This is a genomic window from Natronorubrum daqingense (assembly GCF_001971705.1).
Lineage (GTDB): Archaea > Halobacteriota > Halobacteria > Halobacteriales > Natrialbaceae > Natronorubrum > Natronorubrum daqingense.
Genome location: NZ_CP019327.1, coordinates 330141 through 353792, shown reverse-complemented (window position 1 = coordinate 353792; position 23652 = coordinate 330141). Strand labels below are relative to the sequence as shown.

The window sequence follows — 23652 nt, the reverse complement described above, 5'->3', positions numbered from 1 at the left end:
ACTCCGATGGTGTCACTGTTGAATCTTCGCCTCGACAGACGCGGATACCCTCTTCGGAAGGGGTGGCCTACGGTCGACGCCCCGCGGAACGCTCTCCTTCGAACCCGTTACCGTCGATGTAATTCAGCAACTGGAAAAACTAACCACGTGGGCATACGTTTAGTAGGAGGGCATGGTAGCACCCGCTATGGAAATTCGTGAAGCGACCGACGACGACATCGAGGCCATCCGGTCGATCGCACAACGTTCGCTGAAATCGACGTACACGGACTTTCTCGAGCAAGATACCGTCGACGACGCAGTCGAGCAGTGGTACGGCGACTCCTTTAGCGACCAGATCGACGACGACCACTCGCTCGTGTTGGTCATCGAGCGCGACGGCGACGTGATCGGCTTCTCCCAGAACGATCTGATCGGTCAACGCTACCGAACCGGGCGAATCCTCTGGCTCCACATCGACCCCGACACTCGAGGGAGCGGAACGGGCGTCCGACTGCTCGTTCGCACGCGGGAACTCCTCCTCGAGGAGGGCGCAGAACAGATTCAGTGTCTCGTCCTCGCGGACAACGAGGGCGGCAACGAGTTCTACACGAGCCACGGGTTCGAGCAGGCCGGACAGCGCGAGGTCGACATCGGCGAGGAGACCTTCACGGAAAACGTCTACGTCGAGAGCGAGATCGGTGACGAGGGCTGGGGTGCCGTCGACGAACTCGAGGTCGACGGCGAGCAGATCTACGTCAGCTACGGCGAGGCCGCTCGCGGCGCGGAGGCACCGTTCTACCGGACCTACGAAACCGAGGACCGGGAGGAACTCTACGCCTGGTTCTGTGGCAACTGCGACTCGATCGATAACACGATGGACACCATGGGTCGCATCGAGTGTAACGTCTGTGGCAACCGTCGGAAAGCGACCCGGTGGGACGCGTCCTACCTCTAAGAGCTTCGAAGCCGACTCGAGACGATGGTCTTTCGGTCGTTCGGTGCTCGACGACGATCAGTTAAACGCGAATGCCCGTGATGTGTGATTGTCTCCTTCAACGAGTTGTTCGGTTCGACCCGGAATAGCCCAGTGTAGACGACGGTTACCGACAGGTTTGAGCCTCGTTACCACCCAAATTCTCTGTCTGGACTGGTTCTCGAAGCCGTCTGTCGGAACCGGATGCTGATCGAGTCGGGCAAGCGCCTCAGTCAAAGCAGGCCAACGACACGCACAGTTGTCACTGCATTACAATTGAGCGGATCGTTAACCGATCAACCACGTCGGTCTCACTCGCCGTTTCGACAGTCAAACGCTCACCCACACATTTCGAATGAGTAGACAGGAGCACATCGTCCACGGATTCAAAGCAACGCTCGTCGCTCGAGCAGTCTACATGATCTCGAGCGCGCTGTTGATGTTCTTGCTGGCTCGGTATCTGCTCGACCCGGACGGCTACGGCACGTTGTACTGGGTCATCGGCATTCTCGCCGTGGTCCAGTTGGTCGCAGACCTCGGAATCGGCAAGTCGGTCGCGCGCTACGTCTCCGAGTACAGCGAGAAAGATCCCGGGCAGATTCCGCACTTGCTCACCTCGACGATCACGTTCAAACTCGTCATCATCTCGGTCGTGGGCTACCTGCTGTTCGTCTTTCACGAACACCTCGCGATCGCGTTGGGCGACCCTTCGGCCGCGCCGTTTCTCGCGGTCGGCATCCTCTACGTCGTCGCGATGTCGTTTTCCACCTTCACGCAAATCGTCTTTCAGGGGTACAACCAACTCGTCTACAGCGCCGCCGTGCAGGCGTTCAGCGGCTTCGCGCGGCTCATTTTCGCCGTCGCGTTCGTGCTGTTGGGACTCGGGGCGCTCGGGGCCTTACTCGGCTACATCGTCGGCTATGCACTCTCTGCCGTCGCCGGGCTCCTCGTGCTCTACTACAAGTTTTATCGTCGCCACGAACCGGCCGAAGAGTACGAGGAGGGACTCTCGAGGCGGTTGCTCGAATACAGTATTCCGCTGACGGCGACGCGAAGCGCGAACGTCATCGACAAACAGATCGACACGGTTCTCGTCGGGGTGTTTCTGACGCCGACGGCGGTCGCGTTCTACACGCTCGGCAAACAGATTTCGGACTTTGTGCTCGCGCCAGCGGAGTCGCTGGGCTTCACCATCTCTCCGAACTTCGGCGAGCAGAAGGCCTCGGGCCAACTCGAGCAGGCGCGTCGAATCTACGAGACGGCGCTGTCGAACACGCTGTTGTTGTACATTCCAGCAGCCGTCGGCCTCGCCATCGTCGCGGAGCCGTTCGTGACGATGACGTTCGGTGCCGACTACGCTGGTGCAGTACCGGTACTCCAGATTCTGTCGGGCTTCATCGTTTTGCAAGCGATCACGAACTTAACGAGCGACAGTCTGGACTATCTGGGACGTGCCAGACATCGGGCCATCGCGAAGGGAGCGACCTCCGTCGCGAATCTCGGACTCAACATCGTTCTCATTCCGACCATTGGCGTCGTCGGCGCGGCGGCCGCGACGGTCGCAACGCACACCGTCTACGTCGCCGTCAACCTCTACATCGTCCATCTGGAACTCGACCTCCGATTGCTCCGTCTGGGGCGGTCGATTGGGGTAGTCTGTCTCATCACCGGCGTCATGGCCGTCGCCGTGATGCTCGTCACGCCGATGGTCTCGAGCGTCGTGATGCTCTTTGGCGCTATCGCACTCGGCGCGTCCACGTGGGCAATCCTCGCCGTCGCGAGTGGGTTGGTCGATCCACGAGAGGTTCGTGCGGCGATTAGCTAACGACGTATCAAAATCGACGATATCATCACTGAGCAACCACGTACCGACGTTTGACGACCGCATACTTTTCCGTTGCCTCGTCGTGGACGTGATATGGCTGCGACCGATACTCATCCTGTGGACGATCCCGTTACCGTCGGGGTGTTGAGCCTCCACACGAGCAAGGAGACGAAGGCGATTCTGAACGCCGTCGACAGACTGGGCCACGAGACCGAGTGGCTCCGAACGGAAAACACCTCGATCAGTGTCACCGACGGCAGCGTCGTCCTCGAGCCACACGTCGACATCATCGCGAACAGAGTGTTACTCTCGAAGACCGAACAGCCCGCGGAGGAACTCGGCATCGTGAACACGTTCGCACAGCTCGTCCCGACGCTCAACGAACCGTCGACGGTTCTCACGGCGATCCACAAGCTCTCGACGGCGACGACGCTCGCGGCGAACGACGTCCGGACGCCAGACGTCACGCTCGCGTTGAACAGCGAGCAGTTGAACGCCGTTCGAGACAGGTACGGGGAAGAAGCGGTTTACAAGACGGCAATCGGAACCCACGGCGGCGGGACCTGGAAGGTCAGTGGCGACGATCCGATCAACGCCAAAGTCGGCAACCGATACGCGTTTTTACAGCAACTTATCGATCGAGACGACGCCCGCCACCGGGACGTCCGTATCTACGTCGTCGACGGTGAGATTATCGCAGCAATGTATCGATACGCCCCCGATAACGACTGGCGGACGAACGTTGCGCTCGGCGGCGACGTCGAAGACGCGACCGACGACCTCCCAGCGGAGGCTCGAGAGATGGCTCGACGGGCGGCTAACGCGATCGGACTCGACTACGCCGGCGTCGACCTCGTCGAAGGCGACGAAGGGTGGTTCGTTCTCGAGGTAAATCCGACGGCTGGCTTCAAGGGACTCTTTTCGGCCACGCACGTGAGCCCGGCACCCTACATCGCCAAACTCGCCATCGAACGGGCCGGCGGCGACGTCGACGACGAACGCGTCGAGGAACTCTCGGCGGTCCTCGACGATTCCCAGCCCGCGGCACAGCCGGTTCAAACGCCACAGAATGAACCCGAACCGAGCGTCATCGGCTACACCGAAGAAATCGTGCTCTCGGGGACCAGCGGCTCGACGTCCGTCTACGCCAAGTCCGATACCGGGGCGACCAGAACGAGCATCGATACGGCTCTCGCCGCGGAGATCGGAGCGGGGCCGATCAAGTCGATCACGCGGATTCGCTCCGGCAGTTCCAAGACGGCCAAAAGCCGACCCGTCGTCGACGTCGTCGTCGGCGTCGGGGGCAACCAACACACCGTCACGGCGAGCGTCGAGGATCGCAGTCACATGGACTATCCCGTCATCCTGGGTCGCGACATCCTCGGGAATTACCAGGTCGACGTGAGTCGTCGTGTCGACGGCGACACCCCCGATACGCCCGAAGAGGAGTGAGCGTCGCTCCTGGAAACCGAGTGACTCCGCAGAGACGGGAGACGACGCCCACGAGAAAACGAGAAATTGGTGTTTCGATGCGGTTAATTGCCGGGTGTCGCCAGTCGTACTGTGTCTACCGCCGGGACCGAGACTAAAAAAATTCTCGAGGAGCGAATTTTATTTCCTATGCAGCGAAGACATCACCACCGGATTAGCAAATCTTAATACGTGAAAGTAGCAATCGTACAGTGATGACTAAGTCAAACCAAGACTGGTGGCCAAACCGGTTGAACGTTGACATCCTCGATCAGAACGTCCCCACGTCCAACCCGATGGACGAGGACTTCGACTACGCCGAGGCGTTCGAGAGCCTCGACTACGAGGAGGTAAAGGCGGACATCGAGGACGTCATGACCGACTCTCAGGAGTGGTGGCCCGCCGACTACGGCCACTACGGACCGCTCTTTATTCGGATGGCCTGGCACAGCGCCGGTACGTACCGCACCAGCGACGGTCGCGGCGGCGCTTCCGGCGGCCGACAGCGCTTCGCCCCGCTCAACAGCTGGCCGGACAACGCGAACCTCGACAAGGCCCGCCGACTGCTCTGGCCCGTCAAACAGAAGTACGGCCGCAAGCTCTCGTGGGCCGATCTGATCGTCCTCGCCGGAAACGTCGCACTCGAGTCCATGGGATTCGAAACGTTCGGCTTCGCCGGCGGACGTGAGGACGACTACAAGCCAGACGACGCCGTCGACTGGGGACCAGAGGACGAGTGGGAAGCGTCCGAGCGCTTCGACGAAAACGACGAACTCGAGGGGACCCTCGCCGCAACCGTCATGGGCCTCATCTACGTGAACCCGGAGGGTCCGGACGGCGAGCCGGACCCAGAGGCGTCCGCAGAGCGAATTCGCAAGTCGTTCGGCCTGATGGCCATGAGCGACGAGGAGACCGCCGCACTCATCGCCGGCGGTCACACGTTCGGGAAGGTACACGGTGCCGAAGATCCGGACGAGCACGTCGGACCGGAGCCCGAAGCGGCCCCGATCGATCAGCAGGGCCTGGGCTGGGAGAGCAGTCACGGCTCGGGCAAAGGCGGCGACACGATCACCAGCGGCATCGAAGGACCGTGGAACACCACGCCGACCCAGTGGGACACGAGCTACATCGACAACCTGCTCGAGTACAAGTGGTGGCCGGAGAAGGGCCCCGGCGGTGCCTGGCAGTGGACCACCCAGAACGGCGAACTCGACGAGGCCGCACCCGGTGCGGAAGACCCAGACGAGAAAGAAGACGTGATGATGCTCACGACGGACGTCGCGCTCAAGCGCGATCCCGAGTTCCGTGAGATTATCGAGAACTTCCAGGAGAACCCACGAGCGTTCCAGGACGCGTTCGCGAGGGCCTGGTACAAGCTGCTCCACCGCGACATGGGCCCGACGGAACGGCTCGTCGGCCCGGAGGTGCCCGACGAGGAGATGCTCTGGCAGGATCCGATCCCCGACGTCGACTACGACCTGATCGGCGACGAGGAGATCGCGGATCTCAAAGCCGAGCTTCTCGACTCCGAGCTTTCGGTGTCACAGCTCGTCAAGACCGCCTGGGCGGCGGCGTCGACCTACCGCGACAGCGACAAGCGCGGCGGCGCAAACGGCGCTCGCATTCGTCTCGAGCCCCAGCGAAGCTGGGAGGTCAACGAGCCCGAGGAACTCGAGTTGGCGCTCGAAACCTACGAGACGATTCAGGAGGAGTTCAACGGCGCTCGCTCCGACGACGTGCGCGTCTCGCTCGCCGACCTGATCGTGCTGGGTGGCAACGCGGCCGTCGAACAGGCCGCCGCGGACGCCGGCTACGACGTCGAGGTGCCGTTCGAGCCCGGCCGTACCGACGCCTCCCAGGAACAGACCGACGTCGACTCCTTCGAGGCGCTCAAGCCCGAGGCCGACGGCTTCCGGAACTACTACAGCGACGAGGCCGACGAGTCCCAGGAAGAACTGCTGGTCGACAAGGCAGACTTACTGGACCTGACGGCACCCGAAATGACGGTGCTCGTCGGCGGCCTGCGCGCACTCGACGTGACCTACCAGGATTCCGGACTCGGCGTCCTCACCGACCAGCCGGAGACGCTGTCCAACGACTTCTTCGTGAACGTCCTCGATATGGACTACGAGTGGGAGGCCTCCGACGACTCCCAGGACGTCCTCGGCTGGGAAACCGCCGCTGACTCCGAGATCGACCAGGTCTTCGAACTGCGCAACCGCGAGACGGGCGACGTCGAGTGGACGGCCACCCGAGCGGACCTCATCTTCGGCTCGAACTCCCGCCTGCGCTCCATCGCAGACGTCTACGCGTCCGCCGACGCCGAGGAGAAGTTCGTGCGTGACTTCGTCGACACCTGGAGCCACGTGATGCAACTCGACCGCTTCGACCTCGAGTAATCGCTCTCGGCGCTTCGGCCTCGAGAGTCGAGCTGTTCGGTCCGCCGTGTTTCGACCGCGGATTTTCTTTCGACGTACCCGGCACCTGCCAGTGACTGAAATAAGTCCACGCTGACGGACACCCACGCGTCTCGAAAATGACGTCGTCGGCTCAGGCTCGTTGACGGACGACTGCGAGGGACCGTCGCCTACACCGGTGCAGTTCAACTGGTACATCCGCTTCGGAGACCGACGAACGGACGTACCGTGAGCGGTCGCTCGCGGACGGCACGCGCCAGTCGTCCTCCGTCCCGACACCTCGTCTGCGGCCAACATACCGGGAGTCGACACTGCGTCAGCGAGTGACCGGGAGTCGAAAAATTACCGCGAGTTGCGTACGCAATCCGTTCAGCAACCGAAACGGGAGGTTACCGATCGAAACGCGCCCACATCGCTATCGAGAGGAGGGCAACGAGGGCGGCGACTGCGCCGAAGCCGGGGATCGAGTCGTCATCGTCCGACTCGTCGTCGCCTACGTCGGTCTCGAGGTAGTTGTCGACTTCCTCCATGTCGAGTCGCGGGTGATCTTCGTCCCAGTCGCCCGGCATGTGAATCTCGGTGTCGTCCGCGACGATCGAGTGCTCGCGGATATCGTCTTCGTCGTCATCGTCGTCGGCCATGTCGGTGACGTAGACGTAGCCGGCGTCGTCGTCGCCGTAGATGTGTTCGACCGTCAGGCCGTGGTAGCCGTCCTCGAGGTGGGCCTCGAACGCACCGAGGTCGTCGAAGGAGGCACCGGTTTCGAAGGTAACCGTTCCGTCGTCCATGTCGAGATCGAACTGCATGAGTTCGAGGTCGGCCTCGTCGAAGGCGGAGACGAGTTCGAGGGCGTCGTCATCGACGGTCGGGTCGTTCTGGAGGTCGTCAGCCATCGTCGTGATCGCCGTTTCGATGATCGCCTCCTGTCCGACCTCGAGGCCCATCTCGAGATCGATTTCGTCGCCGACCGTTTCCGCGTGGGCGTCGATCACGAACTCGGGCGAATCGATATCGCGGTCCGCGAGTTCGTCGGTGTAGGCGTCCCAGTTGTCCGCCTCGGAGGTGACGTCGACGACGAATTCTTGCGATCCGCCGGCTGCGTCGAACGTCACGTCCCACTCGGTCGTCTCGGTGAGGTCGGCCGCTGCCTGGGCCTCGTACATCTCCTCGTAGTCGTCGAACTCGTCGGCCGCGTCGTCGTCCATCTCGTCGCTCGCTTCGGCGAGATCCATCACCGCGTAGGCGGACGATTCGAAGCCACTGAACGCGACGTCCCAGTGACCGTCGACGGTCGTGTCGTCCTCGGCGAACGCGAGTTCGAACGTCTCGAGTTCGGCGTCGAGGATATCCGCGGCGATCTCGTCGGCCTCGCTCTGCGTTACGTCGAGCGTCGGATCGGTCGCGAGATCCTCCGCGACGAGTTGCTCGAGGCCGTCTTTGGCGTTCTCGAGTTCGATCGTGTACTCGATATCGAGGTGACCGTCGCCCATCGCGTTGACGTCATCCTCGAAGTCGTAGTCGTGGATGGTGACCGTGACGTCGCTACCGAGGTCCTGTGCGACGACTTCGAACTCGTCCTCGAGCGTCGCCTGTGCGGCGTCCTCGGTGTCCCAGTCGTCGGTTTCGAACTCGACGATTTCGTTTTGTTGAGCCATCTCGAGCGTGTAATCGTCACCCGTCTCCGTGATCTCCATGTCGAGACCGATCTCGGGTGAATCAGGGGGTGCGTTGTGTGAGACGTCGAACTCGCCCTGCGTGGCGAGATCATCAGCACCCATGACGACAGAGCCACTGGTCGAGCCGGACTCGTCGGCGGTCGCTTCCGGCGGGGAGTCGGCGGCGGCGAGTGCTAACTCGAGGTTCGCGTCGAAGTCGTTCGTCGACTCCGTTTGCTCGCCAGTGACGTCCATCGAGAAGTCTTCGACGTCAGCCGGTCGGTCGGCGGCGAGCGAGCCTGAGGACTCGAGGCCATCGTTGTCGAGGACCATTGAGAACGCAGCGGAGACGTCGTCTTCGATCTCGTCGGAGACAAGCGCGTACGCCACCGACTCGGAGATATCGACGCCGAACTCACCGCTCGCTTCGTCGTCGATCCCGTCGTCTTCGTCGTAGACCAGAACGGCCCCACCGTCGTCGTCGACGAACACCTCGTCTGCAGGCTCGGCTTCCTCCATCCCTGTGTCTGCCACAGCAGTGCCTGCTGCGACCGACGTGATCATGATGAGAGCCATCATGACTGCACCTATACGGCTAACCGTTGCACCACTAACAAAGTCCCTTCCCATTATTGGATAATTGTCATTCACCTATATGTTACTTTCGAATATATTGATAGTAAGTGACAACGCAGTCGTGATACGAACGTCCAAACACGTATGAAGATCGGGTTAGAACCGACAGCACGAATGGCCAGTTTCGGACGTTCGAGCGCGCTACTCGTCGGGATACTCCTCGTGACGAGCCTGGGGGCCATCGGGGTCACTGGCGCACACGCTGACTCGGACGAACCGGTCCCTGAGGAAATCCTCGAGGAGATCGACGCGACGGAAGACGTCGAAGCGGTATACGTGTCCGACGATGGCGACGCGGTGCTCACGTACGACTATCCACACGACGCGTCCCAGACTGGAACGACACTCGAGGGGCAGTTCGGTCTCGACACGGATCCTGGAGTCGCGTACACGCACTACACTGGTGCCGTCGACGAGGACGAACGCGGCGTGAGCGGTGACCTGTCGGTGCACTCAGACCACGAGCACGTCTCGAGCACCGGTGACGTACTGATCGAAGATCCGGCACCGATTACGGACCTCGAGGCGGCCATCAACGTGGAACAAACCGACGCCGAGTCGACCTCGAGCGGTGACGTCCGGGCGACTGTCGCCGAGCACGACCCTGATTACGACGCACTCGAGACGACCGGAGAGCTAGAGGCGACCTCGGAGTCGATCACCAGTTCGGGAACGCTCTCGCTCGTCGAGGCCGAGATCGACGGCGTGCCGGCCGGCACGGATTCGCTCGAGGCGACCGTCGTCGAGCGAGACGACGGCTACTCCCTCGAGGTGAGCGAACGACGGGTCATCGAAGACTGGGAGACGGATCGATGGGAGACGCGCGAGGACGCCGGAGAGTCCCTCGAGAATCGGTACTCGAGTATTGCCGTCGGATTGGGCGGGACGGCCGACGGTGAAATCGAGTCTTACGACTACGTGGATGGCGAGCAGAACGCCGACGGCGACCAAAATATCGTCGAGTACGAGTACCACGTCGAGTACGCGGGCGTCACGGACGAGGTGGCGGCGGCCGCCGTCTCGCTGGTCCAGCAACAGGCCGAGACCGACTTAGACGAGACGGAAGCGCAGGCGATGGCGGACCGACTCGCCGAGGCGCACGTCGAGGAACTCCATTTCACCGTCGACCGGGACGGCGAAGAGACCGACATCGAGTGGGATCTCGAGGCCGACGCCCACGACGAGGTCGTCCTCGGAACGGTCGAACTCGCCGACTCGATCGAGTCGGTCGACGACGACCTCGCGGATCGCTTCGACGACGTCAGGGAGACGCTCGAGGTGCGCGCGGAAACGGACCTGAAGCGGACGACGTCGTGGGACGTCACGGCCGAGCGACCGGACGACCTGACGACGGTCGACGCGACCTGGGAGAGCGACAGCGAAAACTGGGAACGCCACGCGAGCGCGCTCGAGGAACGCGAGCTCGAGGCGCTCACGCCCGATCGCACGGCGACGTTCGACGCGGAGTCGACCGAAGACGGTCTCGACGTGGTCTACGACTCTGAGGCCCGGGAGAACGGGATACTCGAGTGGTCGCCCGACGGCCTCGGCGACGTTGGGACGGTGTTGGGCGTCGAACTCTGCCTCGGGGACGTGGGAGTCGACACTGACGACGTGGTCCCGATGTCGAGCGTCGACGAGCTGGTGCAGACGGCCGAACTCGCGAAAACTGACCTCACGATCGACGACGGGACGTACGAACTCGAGGGCGCGGCGGCCGATCCGGACGCGACGATCGAGTCGGTCCCGATCGGGGGTGAAGACGAACTGACGGCGTCCGAACTCCACGTCGAGACGACGGGTGGCTCGAGTACCGTCTACGTCGTCGCCGACGGGTTCACGGGCGCAGATCCCACCGAAGCCGAGATCCGAGACCGCGAGCAGGTCGGGTCGGAGACGACCGTCTCCACGTCCGGCGAAGCAGATGCCGACGTGCCCGAAATCGACTACGACCGCGTCGAGACGCTGCTCGAGACCGAACTGGACCGCGGCGAGGCGTTCGAACTCAACTGGCACGGCGTCGGCGCGGTGATCGTCGTGTTAGGCAGCCTCGCCGCAGTTACGCTCGGATTCTACGCTGCCCGCCCCTCGGTTCGTGCGTGACGCACAAGAAACTGAAAGAAGTATACGCGTTCCGAACAGTTGTCACGACTGATGAACGGGGGGAGACGGGACGAGCCGACGCGGTTCAGCCGGCTCGTCGACGCGATTACGACGCACACGACGGTCGTGATCGCGTCGATTCTTCTCCTCACGGCCGTCTTCGGCGTCGGAATCGCGTTTCTCGAGTACGATAGCTCGCTCGAGCAATTCGAGAGCGAGACGGACGAAACGAAGACGCTCGAGTACGCGACCGAGAACTTCGCGGCCCAAGAGGACGCGAACACGACGGTTACTGCGGTGATCGTCAGCGAGGACGACGCGCTCGCGAAGGAGTCGCTGCTCGAGTCGCTCGAGTTCCAACGGGCACTGCACGAAAACGAGACCGTCAACGAGACGCTGGCAGCAGACTCGCCGACGATCGGCGTCGAAAACGTCGTCGCGACGAGCATACTCCGCGAGGACGACGTCGACGCGCTCGTCGAGCGCAGAGACGACCTCGAGGAACGTGCGGATCAACTCGACGAAACCGAAACCGATCTGCGACGGGCCCTCGAGACGGTTCGTGATCTCGAAGCCGACTACGCGGAGCTAAACGCCTCTTACGAGAACGACGAGATCGACTCGAGCACGTATCAGACCCGCGCGGACGAACTCGACGCCGAACTCGAGTCGGTTCGCGAGGAGACGACGGCCGACCTCGAGGACGACCAGACGCAGTCGTTCGATCGGGCGACGGGGAGCGTTCGAGCCGTCCAATCGGAGATCAACGCCACCGAGCGGGCGTACGCGGACGGCGAGATCGAGACGGAGGCGTACGACGAACGAATGGATCGATTCGAGGTCGACCTCGAGACGGCGTACACCGACGGCACGGTCGGCGTGCTCGGCGACGAGTACGACGAGTTGTGGGCGGAACAGCGGGAACTCGAGGAGCGACGAGACGACCTCGAATCTCTCGACCAGCCTCCGCTCGAAGAACAGATCGCGGCGCTCGAGTCGATAGACGAGTCGGCCTACGAACGCCACCTCGAGGAACTCGTCGACGAAGAGTCGGCGGCCGTCGACGAGTTCGCGACGACGTTGCTCCCCTCGTCGTACGAGGTTGGAGACACACAGGCAGAGAAGCGACTGACCGTTCTCAGGCACGCACAGGCGGGAGTGGACGGAGAGGTGAACGGGGACGTGAACGCGGATACGAATACGGATTCGACCGGCGACCGACTCGTCGAGAGCGAACTCGCCGTACAGCAACTGGCAGCGGATCACGGCGACGCGAGCGGCGGTGAATACGTCGTCTTTGGCCCCGGAATCGTCTCGGACGAGATCGACCGGGCGATCGTCGACAGCCTGATTTTCGTCGGCCCGCTCGCACTCGGCGTCGTCCTCGTCTCGCTGGCCGTCGCCTACCGCGATCCGATCGAGGTCGCACTCGGCGTCGCCGGCATCGGAACGGTGCTCGTCTGGACGCTCGGATTCATGGGCTGGGCCGGGATCGCGTTCAATCAACTCTTCGTGGCGATTCCCGTCCTCTTGATCGGGCTCTCGATCGACTACGCAATCCACGTCTTCATGCGCCATCGCGAGTCACGCGAGACGGCGGCCACGGCCGTTCGACCGGCGATGGCGCTCGCGCTTACCGGTGTCGGCGTCGCCCTCCTCTGGGTCACCGCGACGACGGCGATCGGCTTTCTGTCGAATCTCGTGAGCCCGATCGCACCGCTTCGCGAGTTCGGCCTCGTGAGCACGGTCGGCATCGTCGCGGCACTGCTCGTCTTCGGCGGCCTGATGCCGGCGGTCAAGATCGAACTCGACGAGTCCCTCGAGCGACGCGGCCTCGAGCGACGGCGACCCGCTCTCGGAATCGAAGACGGCCCCGTTCGCAGCGGGTTGTCGGTCGGCGCGAACGCGGCTCGCGTCGCGCCGCTCGTCGTCCTCGTCCTCGTCCTCGCGGTGACCGCGGGCGGCCTCTACGCGGCGAGTTCGGTCGACACTAACTTCGAGGAGGACGACCTTCTCGCCGAGAATCCGTCGTGGACCGAACACGTTTCGCCGACCGACCGAGACTATCAGGCGACGGCCGGTTACGAAGCACTCGAGGACGGCTTCGAGTACCGGGACGCACAGGCCCAAATCGTCGTCGCGGGCGACGTGACGGACGGCGACACGCTCGAGCGAGTCGATTCGGCACGGACGCAGGTGAGCGAGAGCGAGTCGACCGACGCGGCGCACTCGGCCGGCGCGGACGACCAGGATCCGCTGACGGTGATGGAGTCCGTCGCCGCCGACGACGAGTCGTTCAACGCGTCGTTCCACCTCGCCGATCGGACGGGTGACGGGGTTCCAAACCAGAACCTCGAAGGGCTGTACGACCAGCTATTCGAAAGCGATCCCGAGGCTGCGAGCGAAGTGATCCACCGCACGAGCGACGGCGAGTACGAGTCGGTTCGCCTGCTCGTCTCTGTTCGCGGAGACGCGCCGGCCGAAACGGTGACGAGCGACGTGCAATCGGCTGCGGCGACGGTCGACGACGGTGGCGCGGACGAGCGCTGGAACGCGAGCGCGACCGGCCCGCAGATCGTCGAGCACACCGTCGAGGAGAGTCTGTTGGACGGAATCTTCGAGAGCCTGGTGGTCACCCTCGTCGCTGTTTTCGGGTTTCTGACGGCCGCCTACTACCTCACCGGCCACAGTGCCTCCCTCGGCATCGTGACGGTGCTCCCGGTCGCCCTCGCTGTCTGCTGGATCGTCGGCACGATGTCGCTGCTGGGAATCCCGTTCAACGTCCTGACGGGCACCGTCACGAGCCTCACGATCGGACTCGGCGTCGCCTACAACATCCACGTGAGTTCGCGCTTCGTCCTCGAGCGTCGGAGAGGGGAGGACGACGCCGACGCGCTCTCGCGAACGATGGCCGGCACGGGTGGCGCGCTGTTCGGAAGCGTCGCGACGACAACGCTCGGCTTCACCACGCTCGCGCTCGCGTTCCTCCCCGCCGTTCGCCAGTTCGGCTTCGTGACGGCGCTGACGATCGCGTACGCATTTCTTTCGAGCATCCTCGTCCTGCCGACGCTGTTGCTCCTCTGGGCGCGCTACGTCGCTGATGGCGGAGAGAACGACGACGCCCAGAATGGCCAGCGTAGCCAGAATGGCCGGTAGCTCGAGGGCTGTCGCCGAATTGGGGTGTCGTCTCACCCGAGTCCTACTCGGCGTCGCGTCTGCTCTCGAGGATCACTTCTTCGTCGGTGATCTCGGTGATTTCCGAGGCGTCGACCGGATATTCGTCGTCGCCGTGGCCACCCCAGTTGAGTCGGGCCTTGAGTCGATCCGTCAGTCCGGGTTCGGGGTCGATGTAGGCCGTCTGTGCGTCGATTTCCGTCACGATCCCGACCTGCTCGCCCGTCTCGTCGACGACTGCCTTCCCCTGTTCGTCCGCCGAGAGTTCGGTCGGCCCGGCGGCTCCCGTTGCTTCCGTTCCGGGTGGGCCCGCTTCGTCAGCCCGCTCCGCGTCGGCTCCCGTTTCGGCGGGGACCTCGGCCATCGCTTCGTCTTCGCCGAGTTGCTCGGAACCCGCGTCGGCCGTCGCGTCGTCGTCCGCCATCGGTTCGTCTCCGGCCATCGTCTCGTCCGCATTCATCGGATCACCGCCAGCTAGCGACTCGCCGCCAGCCACGCCGCCAGTCGCCGGAGCGTCTATCGCCTCCATCGACTCGTACTCCTCGACGTCGATGATCTCCCCCTCGAGCAGGTCGCTGCCGATCACCTCGGACTCGAGCAACTCGGTCTCCTCGAGCGTAAAGCGCATCATCGAGCGCTCGTCGATCTGATCCTCGACGGTTCGGCGTTCGAGCAGTTCGCTCTGGACGGTGTCGCCTTCGCCGCGCTTGCTCTCGATGACCTCTCGATCGACGACCTCGTCGGCGGCGACGTCGGAGCGAACCACGTCGCTCTCGAGGATCGAGCGCTGAACGCTCTCGAGTTCGACGTCGGTCTGGATCTCGTCGCGCTCGACCTCGTCGTGTTGTTCGATGTCGACGTCGACCACTCGGCTCTCGACGATGTAGCGTTCGATTTCCTCGATGGTCTCGAGTCGGGATTCGTCGGTGGTCACCTCGATGACGTCGGCGCTCACGAACTCTGTGTTCACGATGTCTCGGTTCAACAGTTCGCTGTCGACGACGCGTCGTTCCGTGAGTTCGGTGTCGACGACCGAACTCTCGATCGTGTCGCGCTCGACGACTTCGGTCTCGACGACCTGCGTCTCGACGATTTCGGTCGTCACCGTCTCGCCCTGTCGAAGCTGATCCTCGAGTTCGCTGCGACCGATCGAGGCCCGATCGAACGCCATTTCGCGCTCGACCAGTTCGAAGTGGCCGAGTTCGTCCCCGGCGGCCGGTTCGTCGTGATAGACGAACACGAGGTCCTCGTCTCGGAACGTCTCCATGAAGTCGTCCCAGGTGTGCTCTTCGTGGTCCTCCTCGATCGCACCCTGCCGTGCGAAGGAGTGGCCGTGCCCCTCGCCGCCGTGAGTCGAAACGGGAACCGCCTCGCGCGATTCGGCCCACTCGCGAATTCGTTCGGGGTCGGTCGTCATTCGCCGTTGCCCGTCCCCGTCGTCGGTTGGTCTCTCGTTTGCCATCTCGATTCCGACCCCGGCCAGCGAACACTTGAGTCGGTGTGGCCGTCTCGACAACGCAGTATGAGATTTCTCGCATCCGGACGACCGGCTTGCATACTCGCGCGCGTAATCGATGATTGGCCAGTCCAAACAGTGTGCGCGAGTCGACGACGACTGACGGAAGTCCTGCGTTACTCCGATCCTCGAGGCTGACGCTCGACTCCCGTTGCCCCGTTAAACGGCGAACGAACGCCGATTGCAGCAGAGCTGGCAGTTACTCGGACTCGTACTCCGCCCAGATGTAGCGGGTCGCGACGCTTCGATAGGGGCGCCACGCCTCGGCGATCTCGCGCATCTCACCTCGAGTCAGTTCTTCCTCGCCGTTGGCGTACAACTGCTCGATTCCGCGGCGAACGGCGAGGTCGCCCAGCGGAAGCACGTCCGGGCGCTCGAGGACGAACAGGAGGTACATACGCGCCGTCCACTCGCCGACGCCTTTGATTTCGGTGAGCGCGTCGACGACCTCCTCGTTCGTGTGGTCGGCCAACCCCGACCTCGAGTAGTCGCGTTCTCGAAACGCTCGCGCGGCGTTTCGGATGTATTCGACCTTGCTTCGCGAAAGTCCGGCGTCCCGAAGGGCCTCGTCGTCGGCCTCGAGCACGGATTCGGGTGTGACATCGTCCGAGAGCACGTCGAAGACGCGCCCCCGGACCGCCGCAGCGCTCGCGGTCGAAAGCTGCTGGTTGATGATCGAGATGCACAGTCGCTCGTATTCGGTCCAGTTCGGCTCGACGTAGGGGTCGTGCTTCTCGACGAGTGACGCCATCACGGGGTCCCCTCGGAGCACGGGTTCGGCCTCCGCTAACATTCTCGTTGCAAAAACGATGGCGTCGAAGATTCATAGGCGTCTCGGTGGGTGAGGACTCGGGACGACACGGAACCGATCAGATGACAACACGAATCGAGGTCGGGACAACGCTGAATTTACTTCGCACACAACAGAGACCGAGAAGGATGCAACCGATCGTTCACCTCGTCGTCGGCTACATCTGCTATCGGGAGTTCGTTCGGTATCGAGACGGGGGGCCTCCGAACGACGTGCCGGTCCTCGTCGCCGTCTTCGCGGCCGGCCTCGCGGATTTCATCGACAAGCCACTCGCGGCCGCAGACATCGCACCCGTCGGGCGGACCGTCGGTCACTCGCTGGTGTTCGTCGTTCCGCTGCTCCTCCTCGTCTGGGTGCTGGCGATTCGACGAGAGCGTCGCGACCTCGGCGTTGCCTTCGCAATCGGCTACCTCTCGCACATCGCGACGGACGTTCCCTGGCACGTGCTGTCGGGGGATTTCCACGAACTCGGCTTTCTCTTCTGGCCGCTCACGCCGATGCCACCCTACACCGGCGTCAAGCCGTTAGGGACCATCCCCGGACTCAAGGCCGAGGTGACGACGCTCTGGCTCGAGGCCGTGATTCTGGTTGCAGGCGTGGCTCTTTGGTGGGTCGACGGGCGTCCCGGACTCGGTGCGCTTCGCCGCGATTGAAAGCCTCGCCGAGCGAGAGAGGTGTCAATAATTTGCCTTTCTGAAGTCCTGTCGCAGCGATAGATTGAGGTGACTCATGCGCGAATGTGCTCGCGTATGCAAGAACTCGTACTTCACGCCGGACACGAACACCCCAATCTCGTCTGGGTTCTCGTTCCCAGCCTGCTAACGTTCATCGCAGGACTCGGCATCGGCACGTTTTCCGAACGAACGCGCGAGTGGATCCACTCCCAGACCGAACCGAGCAGCGAGTAACCCGAACGAAGCGCACTCGCTATTTCTCGACAGACTCCTCGAGCGTCCCAGGAGTCTCGGGTTCGACGTTCGCCAGTCGCATCGCGTTGCCCGTCACGCCGAGGCTCATCCCCATATCGCCGATGACGACCGCGTGGATGACGGTGACGATTCCGACGGGTGCCCCCGCCGCCAGCACGGCTTTGACGGCCAAACTGGCCCAGATATTCTGCCGGATGACCCCGTTTGCCGTCCCCGACAGTTCGTAGAGGTAGGGCAGTTTCGTGAGGTCGTCACCCAGTAACGCCACGTCCGCCGTCTCGAGGGCCGTATCCGTCCCCGCCGCGCCCATCGCGATGCCGACGTCCGCGGTCGCGAGCGCGGGCGCGTCGTTGATGCCGTCGCCGACCATCGCGACGTGTCCGGGACGAGTGTCGTCTTCTCGGCCGTCCTCGTCCGGACGCGATTCGCCGTCCAATCGGCGGATCCACTCGAGTTTCTCCTCGGGGAGCAACTCGGCGTGATACTCGTCGATCCCGACTTCGGTCGCGATCGCTCGGGCCGTGCCCTCGTTGTCGCCGGTCAACATCACGACGCGAACGCCCTGGTCCTGCAACCGAGAGACGGCCCACTTCGCTTCGGGCCGCACGCGGTCGGCTACGCCGATGACGCCGATCGGCCGCGCTTCGGTGCCGACGATCACGACCGTCTTCCCCTGAGACTCGAGGTCGGGGACGACCTCCGCGAGCACGTCAAGGCAGCCCTCGCGGTCACACAGGGGCTGGGGCGTCGTCTCGTAGCCCATTTCCGCGAGCGCGACGCCGCCGTCGGTGGTCGCGTGGACGTGTTCCAGATCCGCGAGCCCGTCGAACAGGTTCGGTTTGCCGACGTAGTGCGTCTCGCCGTCAATGTCGGCCCGAACACCCTTGCCGGTCAGCGCCTCGAAGTCGGAGACGTCGGGATCACTATCCGCCTCGACCCCCTCCTCCTCGGCGTAGCCGACGATCGCCCGCCCGATCGGGTGTTCGCTGCGCGCTTCGGCGGCGGCCGCCCGCCGGAGGACGTCGCGCTCGTCGGCACCCTCGAGTGGAATGACGTCGGTCACCGTCAGGTCGCCCTCGGTGAGGGTCCCCGTCTTGTCGACCGCGAGCACGTCGCTCTCGCCGACCGACTCGAGGTACTTGCCGCCCTTGATGAGGACGCCGTTTCGCGCGGCGCTGGTGATCCCCGAGACGACGCTGACGGGCGTCGAGATGACGAGCGCGCAGGGACAGGAGATCACGAGCAGCGTCAGGCCGACGACGAACCAGTAGCTCCAGGACGCGCCGAAGACGAGGGGCGGCACGAACGCGGCTGCAGCCGCGAGGACGACCACAATCGGCGTGTAGACGCTGGCGAACCGGTCGATGAACTGCTCGCGGTCGGTCTTCTCGCGCTCGGCGTCCTCGACCATTCGAACGATTCGAGCGATCGTCGACTCGCCGGCCTCGCTCTCGACGTCGACCTCGAGGTAGCCCGATTCGGGAATCGTGCCGGCGTAGACCTCGTCGCCGGTGGACTTGTCCGCGGGAACGCTCTCGCCGGTGACGGGCGACTGATCGATCGCGCTCTGGCCCTCGCGAACGGTCCCGTCGGCGGGAATCTTCTCACCCGGTCGGACGACGACCGTGTCGCCGACCGCGAGGTCGTCCGCCGGAATCGTCGCTTCGGAGCCGTCCTCTCGCTTGACGGTCGCCGTCTCCGGCGAGAGGTCCATCAACTCCCGCAGCGAGTCCCGAGCGCGGTCCATCGAAAACTGCTCTAACAACTCGGCGACGCTGAACAACACCGCGAGGATGGCCCCCTCGAATGGGTGGTGGGCCGCGACGCTCGCGAGGATCCCGAGACTCATCAGGAAGTCGATGTCGAGACTCCGATTCCGCGCGGAGTAGTAGCCGTTGCGCAGGATTGGCGTCCCCGCGATCACCACCGCCGCGATGAACAATAGGTGAGAGAGCGCGTACGTTCGCCCTGCGACGGTCGTGAGCGCCGGATCGAGGGCAGGGAAAACGAACTCGAGAGCCATCCCGACCGCCACGAGCACGCCACCGATTCCGGTCCCGAGGGCACGTCGACTCTTCCAGACCGCCTCGCGCTCCTCGAGCGGGCCGCCCTCGTCGGAAATCGGCGAGGCGTCGTAGCCGGCGCGCTCGATTGCGTCGGTGACGGTCTCTACTGGGACTTCGTCGTCGACCGAAACGGTCACTCGACCCGAGGTCGGACGCGTCTCGATCTCTCGCACGCCGTCGGTCGCCTCGAGTGCGTTCTCGACCTTCGAGGCACACGACGCACAGTCCATCCCGGGGACCGAGAACGTCCGCTCGGCCCCACCGTCGTCGATCTCGTAGCCGGCCGCGCGAATCCGGGTTCGAACGTCGGCTTCGTTCGTTTTCGTCGGGTCGTACTCGACGACGAGGCGGCCGCTCGTCACGCGCGCGTCGAACTCAAGGATGCCCTCGAGTCGCTCGACGCTGTTCTCGACCTTGCCGGCACAGGAGGGACAGTCCATCTCGGGGACCCGAAGTTCGAGCGTGTGCGTGCGATCGGGCGGTACGTCGGGAGTAGAGGGAGACGACTGCGTCATTACTGGAGAGTAATCGGTCGCCGACCTTACCGCTTATTTGGCGCACGCCAACTCAGGGCCGACCGAGCAGCGCCTCGTGCGAGTCGTCCGTCGCGACGAACTCCGATGCGAGGCTCGCTTCTGCTCTTCTGAGCCGGTAGGAGAGCGTCGATCGCGGTACCTCGAGATCCTCGGCGAGTTCGCCCAGTTCGATGCGGCGGGGCGTCTCGTAATAGCCGCGTTCGACGGCCGCCCGAAGGGCCTCGCGTTGGGCTCGAGGAAGGTCGGTTTCGGGCGTCGGATCGCTGCCGTGGTCCGGATCGAGTTCCGTCAAGCGAAGCATTTCGATCCCGGTGCACTCGTCTACCTCTTCGTCCAGCGCGTCGAAGAAGTCGTGAATCGCCGCGTCGCTGCCGAGGACGATCCGCCAGCGGTAGCGCCGCCCCTCGCGATAGGTCTCGAAGAGGAGCCCCTCGCCGAGGTGCTCGAGGGCGACGTGAGGAACCGACGTACAGACCTCGGTGCGGTCCCAGTAGGTGTAGACCACGAGCGTGTCGCTCGAGCGATCGAGTACCTGAACTTCACACTCCGCACCGCAGTCGTCCTTGACGAGGCAGTCCGCGAAGAAGTCACTCGTCGTGTAGGCGTCCTCGAGTGCCGCGAGCGCCTCGGCTGAACCTTCGGCGTGGTCGACGCGCCAGAGGCTGTCCGCGGTGACGTGACAGGACAGCGAGCGAATCGACGCCTCCTGGTAGTCGGCGAGCACGTCGGCGACGGGGTTCGTCCCCGATTCGTACTCGAGGGCGAAGACGAATTCTCTCATTGCGTCTCAATAGGGGCTCACGCGACAAATGGTTTCTCGATAGACCGCGTAGTACTCACGATGGTTTCGCCGTCGCTCGTCACGATCCCGGCAGTCCAGAACCGAATCCGTGACTTCTGGCTGTTCTACCGTCGCTATACGGACACGACCATCCACACGGCCGCAACCGCTGCGCTGGCGATGTTCGGCTTGCTCATCTTTCTCGACGCGTGGTTTGCCGCAGTCGCGATCGCCTGTTACGTCCTGCCACCGCTCGTCCTGTACGTGTTCTATCCCGACTCGCCTATCGTCACCCCCGTCGAACCCGAGTTCGAACCCAAACACAGTGCTGAATCCGAACCGAAACCATCGGCCGAACGCGACCGAGACCCCCTCTCGGCGGACGAACCCTCAGCAAACCACCGTGACCTCGAGTCGCCGTCGAAGCCCGCTCAATCCGAGGACGCAGGCCCCTCGAGGCGAGTGTCGAACGTCTCAGTCACGGATCACGAGACAGACACTGAGTTCGATGGCCGGGGAACGGACGCAGATAACGATGCAAAGCATTCCGGTACCGATACCGGTCGCGACCGAGATCACGCGGGAACTGACACTGATCAACCTGGCACCGATACCGATTCTGACCCGCCGGGCACCGATACAGACACTGATCTACCCGGGACAGACACTGATACCGATCAGGACGACGGCGACACGGACTCCGATTTCGACGGGATCGGAATGGACACCGACTTCGACCGAGACGACGGTGATACCGACACGGATACTGACCCCCCAGGTTCCGACACGGACACCGACCGGGATGGCACAGACACAGACACTGACCCGCCGGGCACGGACACCGATTCAGATCGAGATGGCACTGATACCGACTCGGATTCCGATAGCTAACGGGTCGATCGGCCTCGAGTCACTCAAAAAATAATCGATTGGTTCCGGGAACTCACCCGATTACGAGGCAGTGATTACGCTTCCTCTTCCTCGTCGGGTTCCATTTCGCGACGGCGGAGCCACTCGAGTGAGAGGGCACCGCCGAGGAGGCCTGCACCGGTGGTGAAGCCGGGAACGCTATCGTCGCCGTCCGCGTCGTCATCTGCAGCGTCGTCCGCGTCATCGTCCGCACCATCGTCTACGTCATCATCCGCGTCGTCCGCGTCATCGTCATCAGCGTCTGACTCGTCATCCTCTGCGTCATCGTCCGCATCATCGTCGTCGCCATCGTCCGCAGCGTCGTCATCATCGCTATCCTCGTCGGAATCGCCATCCGTATCATCGTCGCCATCGTCGTCGGAGTCGCCATCCGCGTCAGCGTCCCCGTCTGGCGCTTCGTCGTCAGCTTCGTCCGACTCGTCGGTGTCCTCGGAATCGCCCTCGACTTCCTCTTCTTCCGGGGAGTCACCGTCGTCCTCCGGTTCCTCGTCGATATCGTCCTCGTCGGCGTCGGTTTCCGAATTGCTCCGCAGGGCGAAGATCAAACCGTCGCTCGAGAGCGTTCCGACGTAGAGCGTTTCGTCGACGACGGCGAGGGGCCACAGGCTGGCACCCGTGTCGATCTGCCACGCAGTTGAGCCATCCTCGATGTCGAACGCGTAGAAGCGATCCCCCGTTTCGCCGTCGCTGAATTCGTCCTCGCTCGTGAGCCCGGAGTAGACGAGGTCGCCGTCGGTGATCGGTGGTGTCGCACCGAGGCCGGATTCCTCGGCTTCCCACTCCGACTCACCGGTTTCCAGGTCGTGTGCAGCGGCGTGATAGCTGTCCATTCCGGTGGTGTTGAGAATTCGGTCGTCCGTAATCGCCCCCTCCGGATTACTGAAATTACTAACGCGGCCCGCTTCCTCGCCGTCCTCCAGGTCGTGAATCGACAGTTCGTCGTTCGCTCGCATCGCGACGACGTACTCTTTGGTCGCCATCGGATACGCTGCGAGTCGGCCGGCGAACTGCCCGTCGAGGGAATCGTCGTCCGACTCGTACGTCCAGAGCTCCGAGCCGTTGTGCACGTCGAGTGCGTACAGTTGCGTTTCGCTCGCGGCGATACAGATATCCTCGACGATTGCAACCGCCTGCTCGTGGAGTTGTTCGTCCTCCGGTTCGTACTCCCAGCCAACCTCGCCCTCCAGTGCGTCGACGGCGTACACGACGCCGTCGGCGACGACCAATACGAGTTCGGCTTCGACGTTAGGCGACGCGATAACCTCGTCCGGCTCGAGGTCGAGTTCCCAGCGAACGTCACCGTCTGCAGCGTCCAGGGCCGTCAACTGCTCACCACCGAGGTAGACGGAATCGTAGGCGACAGCCGGCGCCCCCTCGACGCCCTCGACGTCGGCTTCCCACTCTCGAGAGCCGGTTTCGGCGTCGAGCGCGTGAACCTCGTCGTCGCCGGCGAGGTACACGACGTCGTCGACGACGGCGAGCATGCCGCTTTGGTTGTACTCCCAGGCCGGGGCAACGGGATCCTCGGGACCGGTTTCGTCCTCGAGAAAGCCCGTGTTTCCTTGTCCGCCACCGAGTGACGACCAGCCGTCGGGGCTGTCCATCGGTGACTCGTCGTCATCGTTTATTGCCGACCCTGTGGTCGAGAATAATCCAATTGCCGCAGCCGTTGCGCCTGTAGACGCCAAAATTTCGCGCCTGCTGTGGTCTGCCATGAATACGAACAGGTTACAACGGACCGTGTGTACCTATTTCCGGACTAACGCCGTTTCACGTACGAAACTGGTTATCGAACACGGGACTCGCGTAAATCGAACCCGATTACTGGATCGGGCGCGCACACGCGGG

General features: G+C 63.4%; 15 protein-coding genes. 9 read left to right on the top strand and 6 right to left on the bottom strand.

Going from position 1 to position 23652, the window contains the following annotated elements:
* The first annotated feature begins 187 nt into the window (after positions 1-187).
* The 4 genes from BB347_RS01720 to katG all read left to right on the top strand — a co-directional run bounded on the left by BB347_RS01720 (position 188) and on the right by katG (position 6649).
* The gene (locus tag BB347_RS01720) at positions 188-937 is read left to right on the top strand and encodes a GNAT family N-acetyltransferase (protein ID WP_076579001.1); all 750 of its coding nucleotides are present in this window, start codon (positions 188-190) and stop codon (positions 935-937) included.
* A gap of 373 nt (positions 938-1310) precedes the next feature.
* Positions 1311-2780, top strand: coding sequence for an oligosaccharide flippase family protein (locus BB347_RS01715; protein ID WP_076579003.1), 1470 nt, complete (start codon positions 1311-1313; stop codon positions 2778-2780).
* 93 nt (positions 2781-2873) lie between these two features.
* Positions 2874-4232 carry a RimK family alpha-L-glutamate ligase gene (locus BB347_RS01710; RefSeq protein ID WP_076579005.1) on the top strand — a complete coding sequence of 453 codons (1359 nt, stop codon included), beginning with the start codon at positions 2874-2876 and terminating at the stop codon, positions 4230-4232.
* Between the two features lie 233 nt (positions 4233-4465).
* On the top strand, positions 4466-6649 hold the full coding sequence (katG, locus tag BB347_RS01705; protein WP_076579007.1) for a catalase/peroxidase HPI: 2184 nt from the start codon (positions 4466-4468) through the stop codon (positions 6647-6649).
* 407 nt (positions 6650-7056) lie between these two features.
* Here katG and BB347_RS01700 read toward each other — a convergent pair whose 3' ends face one another.
* The gene (locus BB347_RS01700) at positions 7057-8901 is read right to left on the bottom strand and encodes a PGF-CTERM sorting domain-containing protein (protein WP_236995971.1); all 1845 of its coding nucleotides are present in this window, start codon (positions 8899-8901) and stop codon (positions 7057-7059) included.
* A gap of 171 nt (positions 8902-9072) precedes the next feature.
* On the opposite strand from BB347_RS01700, the gene BB347_RS01695 reads away from it, so the two are divergent.
* Together BB347_RS01695 and BB347_RS01690 are read left to right on the top strand one after the other, a co-directional pair.
* Positions 9073-11061: a hypothetical protein gene (locus BB347_RS01695; protein WP_157524976.1), complete on the top strand. Its 1989-nt coding sequence runs from the start codon at positions 9073-9075 to the stop codon at positions 11059-11061.
* A 51-nt stretch (positions 11062-11112) separates the two neighbouring features.
* The gene (locus tag BB347_RS01690; RefSeq protein ID WP_076579011.1) at positions 11113-14217 is read left to right on the top strand and encodes an efflux RND transporter permease subunit; all 3105 of its coding nucleotides are present in this window, start codon (positions 11113-11115) and stop codon (positions 14215-14217) included.
* Between the two features lie 43 nt (positions 14218-14260).
* Here the strand turns inward: BB347_RS01690 and BB347_RS01685 are convergent, their stop codons facing one another.
* Together BB347_RS01685 and BB347_RS01680 are read right to left on the bottom strand one after the other, a co-directional pair.
* Positions 14261-15697 carry a hypothetical protein gene (locus BB347_RS01685; protein WP_076579013.1) on the bottom strand — a complete coding sequence of 479 codons (1437 nt, stop codon included), beginning with the start codon at positions 15695-15697 and terminating at the stop codon, positions 14261-14263.
* A 253-nt stretch (positions 15698-15950) separates the two neighbouring features.
* Positions 15951-16544: a DNA-3-methyladenine glycosylase family protein gene (locus tag BB347_RS01680; protein ID WP_076579015.1), complete on the bottom strand. Its 594-nt coding sequence runs from the start codon at positions 16542-16544 to the stop codon at positions 15951-15953.
* 146 nt (positions 16545-16690) lie between these two features.
* Here BB347_RS01680 and BB347_RS01675 point away from each other — a divergent pair, with 146 nt between their 5' ends.
* Together BB347_RS01675 and BB347_RS19170 are read left to right on the top strand one after the other, a co-directional pair.
* Positions 16691-17215 carry a metal-dependent hydrolase gene (locus BB347_RS01675; protein WP_076579017.1) on the top strand — a complete coding sequence of 175 codons (525 nt, stop codon included), beginning with the start codon at positions 16691-16693 and terminating at the stop codon, positions 17213-17215.
* Between the two features lie 96 nt (positions 17216-17311).
* A complete protein-coding gene (locus BB347_RS19170) occupies positions 17312-17470 on the top strand; it encodes a hypothetical protein (RefSeq protein ID WP_168170919.1) in 159 nt (52 codons plus the stop codon).
* Between the two features lie 19 nt (positions 17471-17489).
* On the opposite strand, the gene BB347_RS01670 is transcribed toward BB347_RS19170, so the two are convergent.
* Complete coding sequence (locus BB347_RS01670) at positions 17490-20072, bottom strand: heavy metal translocating P-type ATPase (RefSeq protein ID WP_076579019.1); 2583 nt, start codon at positions 20070-20072, stop codon at positions 17490-17492.
* A 52-nt stretch (positions 20073-20124) separates the two neighbouring features.
* Complete coding sequence (locus BB347_RS01665) at positions 20125-20874, bottom strand: helix-turn-helix domain-containing protein (RefSeq protein WP_076579021.1); 750 nt, start codon at positions 20872-20874, stop codon at positions 20125-20127.
* A 60-nt stretch (positions 20875-20934) separates the two neighbouring features.
* Between BB347_RS01665 and BB347_RS01660 the strand changes: the two genes are divergently transcribed.
* The gene (locus BB347_RS01660; RefSeq protein ID WP_076579023.1) at positions 20935-21765 is read left to right on the top strand and encodes a hypothetical protein; all 831 of its coding nucleotides are present in this window, start codon (positions 20935-20937) and stop codon (positions 21763-21765) included.
* Positions 21766-21839: 74 nt separating this feature from the next.
* Here the strand turns inward: BB347_RS01660 and BB347_RS01655 are convergent, their stop codons facing one another.
* The gene (locus BB347_RS01655) at positions 21840-23408 is read right to left on the bottom strand and encodes an outer membrane protein assembly factor BamB family protein (protein ID WP_076579025.1); all 1569 of its coding nucleotides are present in this window, start codon (positions 23406-23408) and stop codon (positions 21840-21842) included.
* Between the last annotated feature and the right edge of the window lie 244 nt (positions 23409-23652).

What these genes read in the sequence shown, in the direction of transcription:
- BB347_RS01720 (WP_076579001.1), top strand. Translation starts at nt 188, where the DNA reads ATGGAAATTCGTGAAGCGACCGACGACGACATCGAGGCCATCCGGTCG.
- BB347_RS01715 (WP_076579003.1), top strand. Translation starts at nt 1,311, where the DNA reads ATGAGTAGACAGGAGCACATCGTCCACGGATTCAAAGCAACGCTCGTC.
- BB347_RS01710 (WP_076579005.1), top strand. Translation starts at nt 2,874, where the DNA reads ATGGCTGCGACCGATACTCATCCTGTGGACGATCCCGTTACCGTCGGG.
- katG (WP_076579007.1), top strand. Translation starts at nt 4,466, where the DNA reads ATGACTAAGTCAAACCAAGACTGGTGGCCAAACCGGTTGAACGTTGAC.
- BB347_RS01700 (WP_236995971.1), bottom strand. Translation starts at nt 8,901, where the DNA reads ATGATGGCTCTCATCATGATCACGTCGGTCGCAGCAGGCACTGCTGTG.
- BB347_RS01695 (WP_157524976.1), top strand. Translation starts at nt 9,073, where the DNA reads ATGGCCAGTTTCGGACGTTCGAGCGCGCTACTCGTCGGGATACTCCTC.
- BB347_RS01690 (WP_076579011.1), top strand. Translation starts at nt 11,113, where the DNA reads ATGAACGGGGGGAGACGGGACGAGCCGACGCGGTTCAGCCGGCTCGTC.
- BB347_RS01685 (WP_076579013.1), bottom strand. Translation starts at nt 15,697, where the DNA reads ATGGCAAACGAGAGACCAACCGACGACGGGGACGGGCAACGGCGAATG.
- BB347_RS01680 (WP_076579015.1), bottom strand. Translation starts at nt 16,544, where the DNA reads ATGTTAGCGGAGGCCGAACCCGTGCTCCGAGGGGACCCCGTGATGGCG.
- BB347_RS01675 (WP_076579017.1), top strand. Translation starts at nt 16,691, where the DNA reads ATGCAACCGATCGTTCACCTCGTCGTCGGCTACATCTGCTATCGGGAG.
- BB347_RS19170 (WP_168170919.1), top strand. Translation starts at nt 17,312, where the DNA reads ATGCAAGAACTCGTACTTCACGCCGGACACGAACACCCCAATCTCGTC.
- BB347_RS01670 (WP_076579019.1), bottom strand. Translation starts at nt 20,072, where the DNA reads ATGACGCAGTCGTCTCCCTCTACTCCCGACGTACCGCCCGATCGCACG.
- BB347_RS01665 (WP_076579021.1), bottom strand. Translation starts at nt 20,874, where the DNA reads ATGAGAGAATTCGTCTTCGCCCTCGAGTACGAATCGGGGACGAACCCC.
- BB347_RS01660 (WP_076579023.1), top strand. Translation starts at nt 20,935, where the DNA reads ATGGTTTCGCCGTCGCTCGTCACGATCCCGGCAGTCCAGAACCGAATC.
- BB347_RS01655 (WP_076579025.1), bottom strand. Translation starts at nt 23,408, where the DNA reads ATGGACAGCCCCGACGGCTGGTCGTCACTCGGTGGCGGACAAGGAAAC.